General features: G+C 67.2%; 12 protein-coding genes. 9 read left to right on the forward strand and 3 right to left on the reverse strand.

What is annotated here, in order from left to right; all coding sequences use genetic code 11:
• Positions 1 to 111: 111 nt before the first annotated feature.
• Entirely contained in the window at positions 112 to 831 is a 720-nt protein-coding gene (locus tag OC159_RS03090; protein ID WP_265499691.1) for a cytochrome c oxidase assembly protein, read from the forward strand.
• A complete protein-coding gene (locus OC159_RS03095; protein WP_265499692.1) occupies positions 828 to 1328 on the forward strand; it encodes a CopD family protein in 501 nt (166 codons plus the stop codon). The genes OC159_RS03090 and OC159_RS03095 overlap by 4 nt, the downstream gene beginning before the upstream one ends.
• Positions 1329 to 1336: 8 nt before the next feature.
• On the opposite strand, the gene OC159_RS03100 is transcribed toward OC159_RS03095, so the two are convergent.
• Positions 1337 to 1852: a DUF2231 domain-containing protein gene (locus tag OC159_RS03100; protein ID WP_265499693.1), complete on the reverse strand. Its 516-nt coding sequence runs from the start codon at positions 1850 to 1852 to the stop codon at positions 1337 to 1339.
• A gap of 3 nt (positions 1853 to 1855) precedes the next feature.
• On the opposite strand from OC159_RS03100, the gene OC159_RS03105 reads away from it, so the two are divergent.
• The 7 genes from OC159_RS03105 (at position 1856) to OC159_RS03135 (ending at position 11666) form a co-directional block, all read left to right on the forward strand.
• The gene (locus tag OC159_RS03105; RefSeq protein WP_265499694.1) at positions 1856 to 2566 is read left to right on the forward strand and encodes a cytochrome c oxidase subunit II; all 711 of its coding nucleotides are present in this window, start codon (positions 1856 to 1858) and stop codon (positions 2564 to 2566) included.
• Positions 2563 to 5112 carry a cytochrome c oxidase subunit I gene (locus OC159_RS03110; RefSeq protein ID WP_265499695.1) on the forward strand — a complete coding sequence of 850 codons (2550 nt, stop codon included), beginning with the start codon at positions 2563 to 2565 and terminating at the stop codon, positions 5110 to 5112. Before OC159_RS03105 ends, OC159_RS03110 begins: the two co-directional genes overlap by 4 nt.
• Positions 5109 to 5417 (forward strand): hypothetical protein, encoded by a 309-nt coding sequence (locus OC159_RS03115; protein ID WP_265499696.1) that lies wholly within the window; start codon positions 5109 to 5111, stop codon positions 5415 to 5417. The genes OC159_RS03110 and OC159_RS03115 overlap by 4 nt, the downstream gene beginning before the upstream one ends.
• Positions 5418 to 5501: 84 nt before the next feature.
• Entirely contained in the window at positions 5502 to 6647 is a 1146-nt protein-coding gene (locus tag OC159_RS03120) for an RsmB/NOP family class I SAM-dependent RNA methyltransferase (protein ID WP_265499697.1), read from the forward strand.
• A gap of 74 nt (positions 6648 to 6721) precedes the next feature.
• Positions 6722 to 8827: an ATP-binding protein gene (locus OC159_RS03125; protein WP_265499698.1), complete on the forward strand. Its 2106-nt coding sequence runs from the start codon at positions 6722 to 6724 to the stop codon at positions 8825 to 8827.
• Positions 8828 to 9978: 1151 nt separating this feature from the next.
• Positions 9979 to 10611 (forward strand): flavodoxin family protein, encoded by a 633-nt coding sequence (locus tag OC159_RS03130; protein WP_265499699.1) that lies wholly within the window; start codon positions 9979 to 9981, stop codon positions 10609 to 10611.
• 332 nt (positions 10612 to 10943) lie between these two features.
• Positions 10944 to 11666, forward strand: a complete 723-nt coding sequence (locus OC159_RS03135) for a sugar transferase (protein WP_265499700.1) — start codon at positions 10944 to 10946, stop codon at positions 11664 to 11666.
• Between the two features lie 490 nt (positions 11667 to 12156).
• Here OC159_RS03135 and OC159_RS03140 read toward each other — a convergent pair whose 3' ends face one another.
• Both OC159_RS03140 and OC159_RS03145 read right to left on the reverse strand, forming a co-directional pair.
• Positions 12157 to 14769, reverse strand: coding sequence for a molybdopterin-dependent oxidoreductase (locus OC159_RS03140; protein ID WP_407674045.1), 2613 nt, complete (start codon positions 14767 to 14769; stop codon positions 12157 to 12159).
• A gap of 9 nt (positions 14770 to 14778) precedes the next feature.
• Positions 14779 to 15624, reverse strand: coding sequence for a formate/nitrite transporter family protein (locus OC159_RS03145; RefSeq protein ID WP_265499701.1), 846 nt, complete (start codon positions 15622 to 15624; stop codon positions 14779 to 14781).
• Positions 15625 to 15629: the final 5 nt, after the last annotated feature.

Raw genomic sequence — 15629 nt, forward strand, 5'->3', positions numbered from 1 at the left:
GAAGGTTGATCGGTGTCGGTCGGCGGGAACCCCGGCAGGTTCAGACGGTTAGATCCCTGAGCCACGCCCTGTGATGGGGCGCGCGCGCATGCGATGGTGACAGGGACAGCGATGAACGACGATCTTCCGTATTGCGGGCCAGCGCCCATGCCCGGCCAGATCTGGACGGCGTGGAACCTGGACCCGGTGCTTCTGGCGGTGCTGGTCGTCGCGGGGGCGCTGCTTCTTGCCAGGTCGTCGTCCAGGGGGGCGGCGGCGATTGCGCTGGCGTCACTGACGGTGGCCTTCGTGTCGCCGCTTTGCGCGCTGACCGTGGCGCTTTTTTCGGCGCGGGCGGTGCATCACCTGCTGCTGGTGACGGTGGCGGCGCCTGCGCTGGCGCTGGCGCTGCCGCTTTTGCCTCGTGTCCCGGCCGGCCTGTCGCTGGCCGGAGTGACCGCGGCGATGATCGCGTGGCACCTGCCGTCCGTCTATTCCCACATCTGGGCGTCCGAGGTGATGTACTGGGCGATGCAGGTGGCGATGCTGGTGCCGGCCTGGGGGTTCTGGTCGGCGATGCTGACGCCCCGCATGACGGCCGAGGATGCCTTTCGCCGCGCGCTGCTGGTCGGCGGGCTGGCGGGCATCATGGGCCTGATCGGGGCGCTGCTGACCTTCGCGCCCGGTACGCTCTATCTTCAGCATGTGGATGGGGCGGCCGCCTGGGGGCTGACGGCGCTGGCCGATCAGCAGCTGGCGGGGCTGCTGATGTGGGTGCCGGGGTTCCTGCCGCTTGCGGCGCTGGCGGCATGGATCCTGCAGCGCGGCTGGAAGGCCGGATTTGCCGCATGATCGTCGCCGCTCTCAAGTATCTGCACCTGGCGGCGATGCTCTGCTGGTGCGCGTCGCTGATCGCGCTGCCGCTGCTGCTCAGCCTCTATGGCGGGGCATGGCGGACTGATCGCGGCAGCGAGAAGCTGCAGGCGCGCTATGCCGAGTTCCGGCTGATCACCCATTACGGCTATGTCGCATTCGCAACGCCTGCCGCAGTGGTCGCCATCGCGGGGGGGACGGGGCTCATCTTCGCGGGCGACGTGTTCGACCTGTGGTTCGTGGCCAAGCTGGCCCTGGTGTCCGGAATGGCGCTGGTCCACGCATGGATCGGGCATTTCATCCTGATCTCGGCCGAACACCGGGGCATGCACAACCTGCGGTCGCCGTTGATCCCGCTGGCGCTGGCCATTCCGCTGATGATGGGGGTGCTGTGGCTGGTGCTGGCCAAGCCCGACCTGAGCGGGCTGACCGACTGGATGCCGGACCTCATGCTGGTGCCGCGGGGGCAGACGTGACAGCCGGTTCAGCCCTCGCGCTGCGCGCCGATGTGATAGTCGAAGACCAGCTTGCCGCCGTGCCAGCCGGTGATCCCCGTCATTCCTGCCGCCAAGGCCGATATCATCGCGCCCCAGGGCAGCACGGCGCCCACCGGGTCGTCCATGCGAAAGCCCCAGTTGAGTCCCAGCACCGACAGCAGCATCACCGCCAGCACGAAATGCGTCCAGCTGGCGCTGCGGATGCGGATGCCGGGGGCCATCAGCAGCTCCACCGTGCCGGTAACACCGGCCAGGACCCCCATCCCGAACGCCACGCCGGACCCCCAGAGCGCGACGCGCGGCCAGAACTCGTCCCCGGTGAACCAGTACATCGCATCGGCACCGAACACCGAGAACGCCAGCGCGATGGGGAAGGCCACCATCATCGCATGCAGCGGGTGGCCGGCGATGGCGATCTTGGTCTCGGTGTCGCTGAAGGCGACGTGCTCCTCGATCGGGTCGCTCAGCCGGCGTCGCTGCTTCCACGAATATTTCTTCCGCATAAGGTGTCCCCACTGCCCAAGTCCTGCCTTTACAAGCCCGCCGCTTTGCTGGCGGTTCCGCTGCTGGCTGCCTGCGACGGCCCTCTGAGCACACTGACCCCCGCCGGACCTGCGGCGGTCCAGATCGCGCGCCTGTGGTGGGCGATGCTGATCGGGTCGGGGCTGATCACCTTGCTGGTCATGGCGATGCTGTGGCGCGCGCTGCGCCACCAGTCGCACGACCACCCCGGACCTGCGGCCGAGCGTCGCTGGATCATCGGCTGGGGCCTGGGGTTTTCGCTGACGGTGCTGACCGTGCTTCTGGGCTTCGGCCTCTGGATCGGCGAACGGATGATCGTGCGCAACGATGCGACGCCGCTGGTCGAGGCCCGTGCGGGGCGATGGGCGTGGGAATTCGTCCAGCCGGGACCGGGGGGCGCGCCGGTGACGACGCAGGGGATCCTCTATGTCCCGGCGGGGCAGCCTTTCGATGTCGCGATCACGTCGTTCGACGTGATCCACAGCTTCTGGGTGCCGCGTCTTGGCGGCAAGATGGATGCCATTCCGGGCCATCGGAACGTGCATCGCCTGATGGCGGCGGAACCGGGCATCTACGAAGGACTCTGCGCGGAGTTCTGCGGGCTGGGCCACAGTTTCATGAACTTCCGGGTGATCGCCTATGACCCGGCGGGCCCGCTTCCCGCATTCACCGACGCGCCGGAGGGCCGACCATGACCCCAAGGCCCCAGGACGACACGCAGAACGACGCCATCGACGTGACCGCGGACATCCCGGCCAACCCGCCGCAGCGCGCCCTGCGCCTGCACCGCGAGCTGGACGAGGTCTGGCGGGACCTGCCGGGCTGGCGGGGGTTCTTCACCTCGGTCAACCACAGCACGATCGGCAAGCGCTTCATGGCGACCGCCTTCGTCTTCTTTGCCATCGGCGGCGTGCTGGCCATGATGATCCGCGCGCAGCTCGCGACTCGGGACGGGGCCTTCCTGGACACCGAGCTCTATAACCAGATCTTCACGATGCATGGCAGCATCATGATGTTCCTGTTCGCGATCCCCATGCTGGAAGGGCTGGCGCTGTGGCTTCTGCCCAAGATACTTGGCACGCGGGACATGGCCTATCCGCGGCTCAGCGCGCTTGGATACTTCTGCTATCTGTTCGGGGGCATCGTCATCGTGCTGTCGCTGCTGTTCGGGGTCGCGCCGAACGGCGGCTGGTTCATGTATGTGCCCCTGACCGACAAGACATACTCGCCGGGCATCAATGCCGACGTGTGGCTGCTGGGAGTCACCTTCGTCGAGATCAGCGCCATGGCCGCCGCAATCGAGATCACCGTGACCATCCTGCGCTGTCGCGCCGCCCACATGCCGCTGACGCGGATGCCGCTGATGGGCTGGTACCTGCTGGGCACGGCGGTGATGATGCTGGTGGGCTTTCCGCCGCTGATCCTCGGGTCGATCCTCTTGGAGGTGCAGCGCGCCTTCGACTGGCCGTTCTTCGACGTGGCGCGCGGAGGATCGCCGCTTCTGTGGCAGCACCTCTTCTGGCTGTTCGGCCACCCCGAGGTCTATATCATCTTCCTGCCCGCCGCCGGGGCGTTGTCGACGATCATCCCGATCCTGTCGCGCACGACGATCCTGGGCTATGGCGCCCTGGTCGCGGCGGTGATCGGGCTTGTGTTCCTGTCCTTCGGCCTTTGGGTCCACCATATGTTCACTGTAGGCATCCCGCACATGGCGCTGTCGTTCTTCTCGGCCGCGTCGGCGCTGGTGGCGGTGCCCACGGCGGTGCAGGTCTTCGCCTGGATCGGCACCATGTGGGAGGGCCGCGTCCAGTTCCGGCTGCCGATGCTGTACATCATGGGGTTCTTCGCGACCTTCGTCATGGGCGGTCTGACCGGCGTGATGCTTGCGATGGTGCCCTTCAACTGGCAGGCGCATGACACGCATTTCGTCGTGGCCCACCTGCACTATGTCCTGATCGGCGGCTTCGTCTTTCCCATGCTGGCGGCCATCGCCTACTGGATGCCGCTGATCTGCGGGCGCTGGCGGGTCAGGGGACTGGGCGAGGCCGCGTTCTGGATGATCTTCATCGGCTTTCACGGCACCTTCTTCATCATGCACCTGACCGGCCTTCTGGGCATGCGCCGCCGCATCGCCGTCTATCCCGAAAACGCGGAATGGGAATGGCTGAACCTGGTCTCGTCGGGCTTCGGGATGGTGCAGGCGGCGGGCTTTGCGCTGTTCGCCTTCGACGTCGTCATGCAGTGGATGTTCGGCCGGCGCAGCTGGCGCAACCCGTGGCAGGCGCCGACGCTGGAATGGGCCATGCCGCTGCCGGCACCGTCCTACAACTTCGCCTCTCTGCCGGGACCACGGCAGCCCGACGCTGGCGCCCTGTTGGCGTTGGCGCGGGGCGAGGGGCTGCTGGCCGGTGCGCCGCGCGGTTGGCGAGAGACCCTGGCCGTCGAACCCGGCAGCGGCAAGCCGCAGCATGTGGCGGTCCTGGCCACGAACACCGCCCTTCCCGTCGCCACCGCGGCCGCGATCGGCAGCTTCTTCGGGCTGATGCTGGCGGGGCTCTATTGGCTGGCGCCGCTGGGGATCATCGCGACGATGGTGGTGGTCTGGCGGTGGGGCGCCCTGATGGGAACGGAGCGCGACCACCCGCCGGTCCAGGTTGCGCCGGACATGGCGCTGCCGCTGCACTGGCAGGTCCGCACCACCCTGGGACAGACAGGAACCATGGTTCTGCTGGTGGCGGATGCGACGCTCTACGGGTCGCTGCTGTTCGGGGTCGGCTTTCTGACGGTGGTGGCTCCGGGCTGGCCCCCGCCCGACAGCGGCGTCGGCACCGGCTGGATGCTTCTGCTGGCGCTTGCCGCATTGGCGCTGATGGCGGCCGGGGCAATCGCCGCCCGCCTGGCCGAAAGTCGCCGGGCGCAGGCCGGCGGGCGCGTCTGGACGCGCATCGGCCTTGTCTTGGCGGGCTTGGCGCTGGTCATGCTGGTCGGGCTGGGCTGGGGACTTGACGACCCGACGCGTCACGCGCGCGATGCACTGCGCGGGGCCATTCTGGGCTTTGCAGTCGTGCATGGAGTGATTGTGCTGATGCTGGCGCTGCGGTCTCATGTCGATGCCCGCCGCGGCCGCATCGGACTTGAACGGCGCGGCGCGGTGCCCGCCTGGCAGCTGTTTCAGGTCTTCTGGCTGGGGACGACGGCGGCGTCGCTGGCCGTGGTTGTGGCGCAGGAGGTGCTGGCATGATCTGGCTGGCGCGCGCCCTTGCGGGTCCGATGCTGTGGGGCGCGCTGTTTTCCGCCGTCTATGCGCTGCATGGGGCCGGTTGCAACCTGGGCTGGATCGACGTGCGGCTGGGGCCGGCGGATCTGCACCATGCGGCGATGTGGGCCGTCTGGGCCGCAGGGCTGGCGGTTCACGTGCTTCTGGTCAGGACGATGCCGGCAGGGCAGGGGCGCCAGAGGAAGATCATCACCGCCGCCAGTTGGATCGGCCTTGTCGCCAGCGCCTTCACGCTGTTTCCCGTCATTGCCACCTCGACCTGCTTCTGAACGATTGAGCGCACGGGCCCGGCCGTGCTAGGCGCAAGGCATCCCTTGCCTGCGCGAAAGGTCCGACATGTCCACGGCTGCACGATGACCCCCGCCGCCCGCATGGCCGCCGCGATCGGGGTCCTGGACGAGATCCTGACCGGAAGCCCCGCCGAGCAGGCGCTGTTGCGCTGGTCGCGTACCAGCCGCTTCGCTGGATCTGGCGACAGGGCGGCGCTGCGCGACCTGGTCTTCGGCGCGCTGCGGCGGCGCGACAGCTATGCGGCGCTTGGCGGCGCGTTGACCGGGCGGGGCCTGATGATCGGCCATGCGCGCGCCGAGAGTCTGCCGATGGCGCGGCTCTTCAGCGGCGAAGGCCATGCTCCGGCGGCGTTGACCGAAGCAGAGGCTGCGCATGTGCCCACTGATTTGCCCGACGACCTGCCCGACTGGCTGCGGCCTGACTGGAGCGCCGCCCTCGGGTCGCGGGCGGCAGAGGTCGCTGCGGCGATGACTCTGCGCGCGCCGGTCTGGCTGCGGGTGAACCTGGCGCGGACGGACCCGGCCGGCGCCATGGCCTCGCTTGCCGCGGAAGGGGTGGAAACGCAGCGATCAGACCTGCTGCCGTCGGCGTTGCGGGTGACTGCGAACGAACGCGCGGTTGCCCGGTCCAAGGCCTACCGCGCCGGCCTGGTCGAGTTGCAGGACCTGTCCCCGCAGCTGGCCTGTGCGGAGCTGCCACTGGTGCCGCGCATCTCGGTGCTGGACTATTGCGCGGGGGGCGGCGGCAAGACGCTGGCCATCGGCGCGCGTCAACCCGACGCCCGGCTGACGGCGCATGACGCGTTCCCCGCCCGGATGGCCGACCTTCCGGCACGTGCGGCGCGGGCCGGGCTGCGGGTTGCGGTGACGGACAAGGCGAAGGGCAGCTTCGATCTTGTCGTCGCGGACGTGCCCTGTTCGGGGTCGGGAACGTGGCGGCGGACGCCCGATGCGAAGTGGAGGCTGGACCGCCCCCGGCTTGACGGCCTCGTCGCGACGCAGGCCGAGATCCTTGACGAGGTTGTGCCGAGCGTCGCCCCGGGCGGGTGCCTTGCCTACATGACCTGCTCGGTCCTGTCGGCCGAAAACGGCGACCAGGTTGCGTCATTCCTGGCCCGGCAGCCGGCCTTTCGGTTGGCAGGGGACCAGCTTTGGACGCCGCTGACGGGCGGCGACGGCTTCTATCTGGCGATGCTGCGGCGCGGATGATGGCGCTGATTAACGCTATCTTAAAGGCTGCCGCGTTAGGTGCTGGATCGTCGAACGGCAGAAGGACGATTCGCATGGCGCATCTGGACGAACAGGCGGGGCTTCCGCGCAGCGCACTTGCCGCGCTGCCGGTGCTGGTGGCGCCGATGGTGCTGGGGGCCGTGGTGCTGACGCTGCGGCCGGGTGCCGCGACGGGCATGGCGGCGGTCGTCGTCTCGACGGTCGCGGTGGCCTGGTACCTGCTGGGCGGCGCAGTGTCGGTCGCACACCTGGCGCGTGGCGTGGCGGCGCGTCGTGCCTTGCAGGCCATCCGCGGCGAGGTTGCCGTCGCACCCGAGCCGATCTGGATCTGCGACGCCAACGGCCTTGTCCTCTTTCAGAACAATCCCGCGCAGCGCGCCTTCGACGACATGACCGGCCGCCAGATCCTGATGCTGATGTCCCGGTTCCGCGCCGATGCGCATGGGCAGCTGTCCGACATGACGGCGCGCGCCCTGCGCCTCGGCAATGCCGAGATGGAGCTGCCGGGGGGCGAGCTTCTGTCGCTCAGCTGCCGGCCCGACGCGCCGCTGCAGGTCTGGGCGCTTCATCCCGCCGATGCGGGCGATGGTCATGTCGCACTGGATGACGACATGCCCCAGGACGACTTCGACGCGATTCCCGTGGCGCTTCTGCGCCTGACTGTCGATGGTCGCATCTGCCAGGCCAATGCCGCTGCGCGCGACGTGATGGAGGGACTGCTGGCCGAGGACGGCACCAGCCAGAACCTGGCCGAACTGCTGGACGGGCCGGGGCGCCCGCTGGCGGATTGGCTGGCCGACCTGTGCGCCGGGCGCGCCGTCAACCGGTCGGAAATGCTGCGCCTGCGTCACCCCGACAGCCGCGCCAATGCCATGAAGGACCGCCACTTCCAGCTGTCCGTCGCCCGCGACCCGGCGGATGCTGCCCGCCTGATCGCGGTCCTCTCGGATGCCAGCGCGCTCAAGACGCTTGAGGCGCAGTTCGTGCAAAGCCAGAAGATGCAGGCCATCGGCCAGTTGGCGGGCGGCGTGGCGCATGACTTCAACAACCTTCTGACGGCGATCAGCGGGCATTGCGACCTGCTGATGCTGCGCCGCGACAAGGGCGACCCGGACTATGCCGATCTGGACCAGATCAGCCAGAACGCCAACCGTGCGGCGGCGCTGGTCGGACAGCTGCTGGCGTACTCTCGCAAGCAGACCCTCCGGCTCGAGACACTGGACCTTCGCGACACGCTGGCCGACCTGACCCACCTTCTGAACCGCCTGGTGGGAGAGCGTGTGGGCCTGGCGATCACCTATGACCCGGCGCTACGCGCCATTCGCGCCGACAAGCGCCAGCTGGAGCAGGTGATCATGAACCTGGTGGTCAATGCCCGCGATGCCATGCCCCAGGGCGGCGATATCAGCGTCAGGACCGAAAACGTGCACCTGTCGGCGCCGCTCAACCGGGACAGCGTGACCTTGCCCGCGGGCGGCTACGTCTGCATCAAGGTTACGGACCAGGGCTGCGGGATCTCGCCCGAGCATCTGGACAAGATCTTCGAACCGTTCTTCACCACCAAGCGGACCGGAGAGGGAACGGGTCTAGGGCTGTCCACCGCCTACGGCATCGTCAAGCAGACCGGCGGCTTCATCTTCTGCGACAGCAAGGTGGACAAAGGCACGTCGTTCTCTCTCTACTTCCCGGCCCATGCCCATGCAGCGGCAACCGTCACCCCCTTGCCCCAAGCAGCACCACGTCCCGCGCCGCATCTGCAAGCGCATTCGCGCGCCACCGTCCTGCTGGTCGAGGACGAAGCGCCGGTTCGCGCCTTTGCGTCGCGGGCACTGAAGCTAAAGGGCTTCGACGTCCTGGAAGCGGGTTCCGGAGAGGAGGCGCTGGAGATCCTGGAAAGTGGCGGTCGGGTGGTAGATATCTTCGTCACCGACGTCGTCATGCCGGGTCTAGACGGGCCGGCATGGGTCCAGAGGGCAAAGGAACGCCATCCTGCCGCAAGCGTGATCTTCATGTCCGGCTATACCGAGGACATCTTCGTCGACGGACGGACGCCCGTCGCCGGTTCGGCGTTCCTTGCGAAGCCCTTTACGCTGACCGAGCTGACGCAACTTGTCGAAAACCAGCTCTCCACGGCCGGAGGTGGTAGTCGAGTGCATTAGGATGTTCGATGTATGACTGGCTTTTTTGCAAATGGCGTGTGCCGCTCGGCCGGCGCTACAGCCGGTCGCTCCGACCAAGAGGGCACGGCTGGCAGACATCGATCGTCCAGAAGCTGACGGATGATCCGGACCTGTATCTGTGATGAGGTCCTTCTGCCGCCCTTGGAAGCGCGAACAGTCATGAGGGGTCAATCCGAAGATATCTCAAGTTCGACGTCGGCCGATACAACTCTCCGCGACGGATCGGAACCCGATCAAGTAAGACCCAGGCGTCGACTGGTCCGGACGCAGCGATGCCTGCTCCAGGAGAAGGCGGGCAGCCACTGGTAAGCGGAGGCATAATGCAGTGGCGGTCCATAGGAGTAAGACGACATCACGATGAGTCGCGCCGAGCCACTTTCCGCATGATAGGTTCCGGCACCCGCAACGGATCAGGCCGAACCGGATGACGGTGGCAGCGGCACAATATCCCGCGGCCTTTGCAGCCGCCAGGCAGACATCGCGGGGCGGGGGTGGCGTGGCTCGGCTTTCGGCGCTCGGTCGAAGGCGGCAATGCCCCATTTGCGCCGTTTCGTCCTCTGGCGGCATGCGGGTTCCATCGCCGAGATCATCCTGCAAGGCTGAAAACGCCTTGGAACCCGCCTGCCGCTCGGGCGGGCACTCCCGGTTCCAGTCCCGCCTCGACCCGGTAGGGTGCGCGCCACCGCTCAGTTGCGCCATGTTCAACTGGGAGACGCGGTGCGACAATGCGGGGACAAGCGGCAGGCGCCGCAAATGGCGGATGAGAACCGCCGCCTCCGGCCGGTCCGCTTCGGCCGTGACACTGTGGCCGCGGCGTTCGATCGTGCGGTGAAGGATCGCGGCACGGGCGCAACAGGTCGCCACCATACCGTGGCTGGAAGCGATCAGCATCAGGATGCGACGCGTGTCCCACCGGACAGTGGTTCCGGCAAATCAGTCTCGGGGCACGGTCGGGCAGCTTGCGTGAACAGTGCCTGCTGACGATACCGGAAGGCCAGGCGAGCCTCCCGCATGACCTCCGGAGCTTGACCAGTGGCGGCGTAGGTTCCACCCGCAGGGGACTCGACCTGGAACAAATGGGCCGCGCGTGTCTTTCTGCACGACCTGCCGCAAAACCCGGAGCGTCGACGATGCCAACCACCGACCAGCCCCCACTGACCGCCTTCGCACTCAATTGCTCGCTTCGCGGCTCGGGCTCCGACGAGAAGAGCTCGACCGACCGGATGATCCTGGATCTGCTGGAGGCGATGCGCCCCCATGGCATCACCGGAGAGGTCGAGCGTGTCGCCGACCACGACGTCAAGCCGGGGGTGCTCTCGGACATGGGGCCAGGCGACGCCTGGCCTGCGCTGCGGTCGCGGATCATCGCGGCGGACATCTTCATTCTGGGAACGCCGATCTGGCTTGGCCACCCGTCGAGCATCGCGCAGAGGGTTCTTGAACGACTTGACGCCTTCCTGTCCGAGGTGGACGACCGCAACAGGATGCCTGCGGTGGGCAAGGTCGCCCTGGTGGCCGTTGTCGGCAACGAGGACGGGGCCCACGCGACCCATGCTGCCTGCTTCCAGGCGCTGAACGATGTCGGCTTCACGATCCCGCCGAACTCGGGCGTCTACTGGGTCGGCGAAGCGATGCAGGGCAAGAACTACGTCGATCTGGACAAGACGCCTGACGCCGTTGCGTCGTCTCTTCAGACCGCCGCCTCGAACACGGCTCATCTGGCGAGGCTGCTGAAGCGGAACGAGTTTCCGGGCACGGATTAGGACGCATGCGGCCACTGGTGGGATTTCGGCAGCCTCAAGGGTCGTGATCCTGCGCGACGTGCCTTTGCGGCTCGACCCAGGTGCGGGCGCTTCGCGAGGTCGGTGGCGTTGCATGAGCCGAATCCTTTTGCGCAAACTGCAAGTTCAAGCGTTCCATCCTTGCCGCTTGTCTTGGCACAACGATCCTGAATGGCATCAGCCTGACCAGCCAGGACGCGCGGTCGGCAAGTTCGTGCAGATAAAGGGTTTTTACTGGCACCTCCGGGTTGTGCCTGTGACGAAACTGACTCAAATCTTAACTAAGTTTTAGCCAGTTCATTCAAGGTACGCTCATGTTCAGTTCTGAAAGCATTCAAGTTGACTACGCGACCAAGATCAAAACGCCTGCCCAGCAGGGCAAGGCGGCTGGCACGGCAAGGGTCATCGGGCGCCGGGCGCGGCCGATCGGCGGCCCGACCAAGCGCGCCATCGACATCGTGCTGGTCCTGACGGCGCTGCCGCTGCTGGGGCTGTTGATGTTGGGTCTGGCGGTGCTGATCAAACGCGCTGACAACGGGCCGCTGCTCTACGGGCACCGCCGCGTCGGGTTTAAGGGGCGCGAGTTCAAGTGCTGGAAGTTCCGCACGATGGTCGTCGATGGTGACGCCGTTCTGGAACGGCACTTCGAGAAGAACCCGGGTGACCGGATCATCTGGAACGTCCAGCGCAAGCTGACCAACGATCCGCGAATCACCCCGATCGGCGCCGTGCTGCGCAAGCTGAGCCTGGACGAGCTGCCGCAACTGCTGAACGTTCTCAACGGCGAGATGAGCCTGGTCGGTCCCCGTCCGGTTGTCGAGGATGAGCTGGCTTACTACGGCACTACGGCCCGCTATTATCTCTCGGCTCGTCCTGGCCTGACTGGTCTTTGGCAGGTGAGCGGTCGCAGCAACACGACCTATGCCGAGCGCGTCCGTCTGGACCGTCGCTACGTATCGCGTTGGGCGCATTGGCGCGATCTGCAGATCCTGATCAAGACCGTGCCCGCGCTTATCAGTTCGCGCGGGGCACATTGATCTGCAAGGCTTGCGGCACCTTCAGCGGTGACGCAGGTCGTTGCAGCCATTGGTCCCGACCGGCACCAACATGCCCCAGGTGGCGCAACCTCATCCGAGGCATCAATCCGCACGTCTATGTCCCGAAGCCGATCCGTTGTGCATCCTGAAGGCTCGCCAGCCCACCCTCATGAAGCGTGCGGTCCATTGTCGTCCGCCGTCTGCCATCAGTCTCGGACCAATGGCGGCTGCCCGTTTATCCAGAGAGCCGGCCGTATTTCTCTGCTGATCATGCAGATCGCGGTTGTCATCGGTGGGTCGTCAAAGCTGATGAACCCCTTCATCCCGTGAACCTGCCTGCGGGTTGGAAGTAGGGATGGACAGCTGATGACCGGTGCTGCAGCGGTGGCGATGCCAATTTGGACGGTCGCTTTGTTCGACGTCCTGCGATGGACACCATCGCGTTTGTCTTGACGGGCCGCCTCGGCACCAGCCAAACTGATCGCTCAGATCATGCGTCGACGCGCAGCCGCTCCATCAGCGCCTTGATCTCGGGGCGGCAGGAACCACAGTTCGCACCGGCGCCAAGTGCGCGGCCGACGTCATCGACGGACAGCAACCCCTGCGAGGTGATGGCCGCCACCAGCGTCGTGATCCCGATGCCCGTGCAGGCGCAAACGGTGGCGCCGCCGTCGGGCCGGTCCGCGCCGGGGCGGCCGGCGAGAAGGCCCGCGTCGATATCCTGCGAAAGTGCCGTGGCCAGGTGGCTGCGCGACAGGGCGACGGGGTCGGGCGAGACGAACAGCGCCGCCTGCAGCTGGCCGTCCCTGACGAAGGCCAGCCTGACGATCCCGCGGCTGTCGTCGCGGACGACCATCGGTGGGATGTCGAGATCCAGAAGATGCTGCGCAGCCTCGCTCCAGTCCGGGGGATCGGCAAGGCCGGCAAGCTCGGCCTGGTAACCGCCGGGCAGGGTGGCCACCGCCCAATAGTCGCTATCGGGACTTATCGGGCGGCGCGAGACGGCATAGCCGTACCAACGCGCCCGGAAAGGCGCGACTGCGACCGGCGTGGACTTGAGCGCCGGTTGGCCCGAGACCGGGTCCACCAGGGCGCGCGTCAGGCCGTTGACGCGTCCCGTCGGGGCGGTCGGCCCGCTCCAGTGTATCGGGGCGAAGGGCTGGCCCGGCGCGACGCGGTCGGTGACCAGAACGCGAAGAACCGCCTCTCCGCGCGCCGAGGTTACGCGGGCGAGGCTGGCCGGGGCGAGGCCGAGAGACGCTGCGTCGCCGGGGTGCAGTTCCAGATAGGGCTCGGCCAGGTGGCGCGACAGGCGGGGCGATGTGCCGGTGCGGGTCATGCTGTGCCAATGGTCGCGGACCCGGCCGGTGTTCAGCCTGAAGGCGAAGCCGGTCGTCGTCGGCTGGGGCAGGCGGGGAACGACCGGCACCATCCGGCCCCGGCCCGTGGACGTGTGGTAGCGGCCTTCTCCGAAAAAACGGTCGCCCTGCCGTGCCCCTGCGCGCGGCCAGAGAAACGGCGTCATCGCGTCGTAGTCCCCGCGATCCATCTTCGCGCAGTCGGAGATGTCGAAGTCGCTGCCCAGCCTGCCGGCCACCCCCGAAAGCGCGGCATGTTCCGCGAAGATCTGCGCGGGGTGCGTCCAGGCGAAGGCCTGATGCCAACCCATCCGCTGCGCCACACCTGCGATGATGCGCCAGTCGTCGCGGGCCTGCCCGACCGGGGCAAGCGTCGGACGCTGCCGGCTGATCCGACGTTCGGAGTTCGTGACGGTGCCGTCCTTCTCGCCCCAGCCCGTCGCGGGCAGCAGGACATCCGCCAGTCGCGTCGTGTCGGTCTGCGCAATCATGTCCGAGACGACGACGAAGTCGCAGCCGTCCATGGCGCGGGCGACGCGGTCGGCATCGGGCATCGACATGGCGGGGTTGGTGCAGATGATCCACAGTGCCTTGATGCGGCCGTCCTCGATGGCGCGGAACATGTCGACGGCCTTCAGGCCCGGCGTCCTGGGCATCCGGGGAGCATTCCAGAACTGCTGGACCGCCTGGCGGTGGTTCGGGTCGTCGATGTCCAGGTGGCAGGCCAGCATGTTGGCCAGCCCGCCAACCTCTCGGCCGCCCATGGCGTTGGGCTGGCCGGTGACCGAAAACGGCCCCATGCCGGGCCGCCCGATCCGCCCGGTCGCCATGTGGCAGTTCAGGATCGCGTTGACCTTGTCGGTGCCGCTGTCGGACTGGTTGATGCCTTGGGAATAGACCGTGACCACGCGGTCGCTGGCGCACCACAGGTCGATGAACTGTGCCAGGTCGTCCGGCGAAAGCCCGGTCATCGCCGGATCGGTCTGCCGCGCGGCGGCCACGGTCTCGTCCAGCCCGTCGACCGGCGCGGCGCCGGTCAGGCCGCGGCGGTCCGCCTCGGCCAGCAGCAGGTTGAAGACGGCCGCATCGGCGCCGGGCGCGACCCGCAGGTGCAGGTCGGCGATATCGCAGGTGGCGGTGCGGCGCGGGTCGATCACGATGACCTTGGTGCCCCGAACCTCTCGTGCGGCGGCAAGGCGCTGGAAGAGGACCGGGTGGCACCAGGCCAAGTTGGAGCCGACGAGGACCACGCAGTCCGCCTCCTCCAGATCCTCGTAAAGACCGGGCACCGTGTCGCTGCCGAAGGCGCGCCGGTGCCCCGCCACCGACGACGCCATGCAAAGGCGGGAGTTGGTGTCGATATTGGCGCTGCCGATGAACCCCTTCATCAGCTTGTTGGCGACGTAGTAATCCTCGGTCAGCAACTGGCCCGAGACGTAGAAGGCGACGGAATCCGGGCCGTGTCTTTCAATGGTCTCGCTGAATCGCTGCGCGACCAGGTCCAGCGCCTCGTCCCATTCCGCCTCGCGCCCGCCGATCCGGGGGGTCAGCAGGCGTCCGGTCGGGCCGACCGTTTCACCAAGCGCCATGCCCTTGACGCACAGGCGCCCGAAGTTGGCCGGGTGATCCGGGTCGCCCTTGATCGCCAGTCCGCCGTCGGGCTGGGGCGTGGCCAGCACACCGCAGCCCACGCCGCAATAGGGGCAGGTCGTCCGAACCGGGCGGGCAGGAGCGTGCATGGTCATGGCCGTTCCTTACTCTGCCGGGACCGCCGCAGGGCGGTCGTCGGTGATCCGGTCAAGCTCGGGCGAGGTGCGGTGGTGGGTGGCATAGATCATCGCGCCCACGAAGGTCAGCCCGCCGACCAGGTTGCCGATGACGGTCGGGATCTCGTTCCAGATCATGTAGTCCATGATGGTGAAGTTGCCGCCCAGCAGCAGTCCGGCCGGGAACAGGAACATGTTCACGATGGAATGTTCGAACCCCATGTAGAAGAACACCAGGATCGGCATCCACATGGCCATGATCTTGCCCGACACGCTGGTCGACATCATCGCGGCGACGACGCCGGTGGACACCATCCAGTTGCACATGACCGCGCGCACGAACAGCGTCAGCATTCCCGCCGCACCATGCGCCGCATAGCCGATGGTGCGGCCTTCGCCGATATGGCCGATCTTTTCGCCGACCGCGTTCGGGGCCTCGGACCAGCCGAAGGTGACGATGATCGCCATGAAGACGGCCACCGTGAAGGCGCCGGCGAAGTTGCCGCAGAAGACCAGGCCCCAGTTCCTCAGCATTCCCTTGGGCGTGACGCCCCGCCGCTTGTCGATCAGCGCCAGGGGCACCAGCGTGAAGACGCCGGTCAGCAGGTCGAAGCCCAGCAGGTACAGCATGCAGAAGCCCACGGGGAACAGCAGCGCCCCGATCAGCGGGTTGCCGGTGTTGACGGTGACGGTGACGGCGAAGGCCGCCGCCAGCGCCAGGATAGCGCCGGCCATGTAGGCGCGGATCAGCGTGTCCTTGGTCGACATGAAGACCTTGGCCTCTCCGGCGTCGATCATCTTCTTGGCGAAGTCCGATGGTGTGACGTATGACATCGGGG

The organism is Paracoccus beibuensis, assembly GCF_026162625.1.
Lineage (GTDB): Bacteria > Pseudomonadota > Alphaproteobacteria > Rhodobacterales > Rhodobacteraceae > Paracoccus > Paracoccus beibuensis.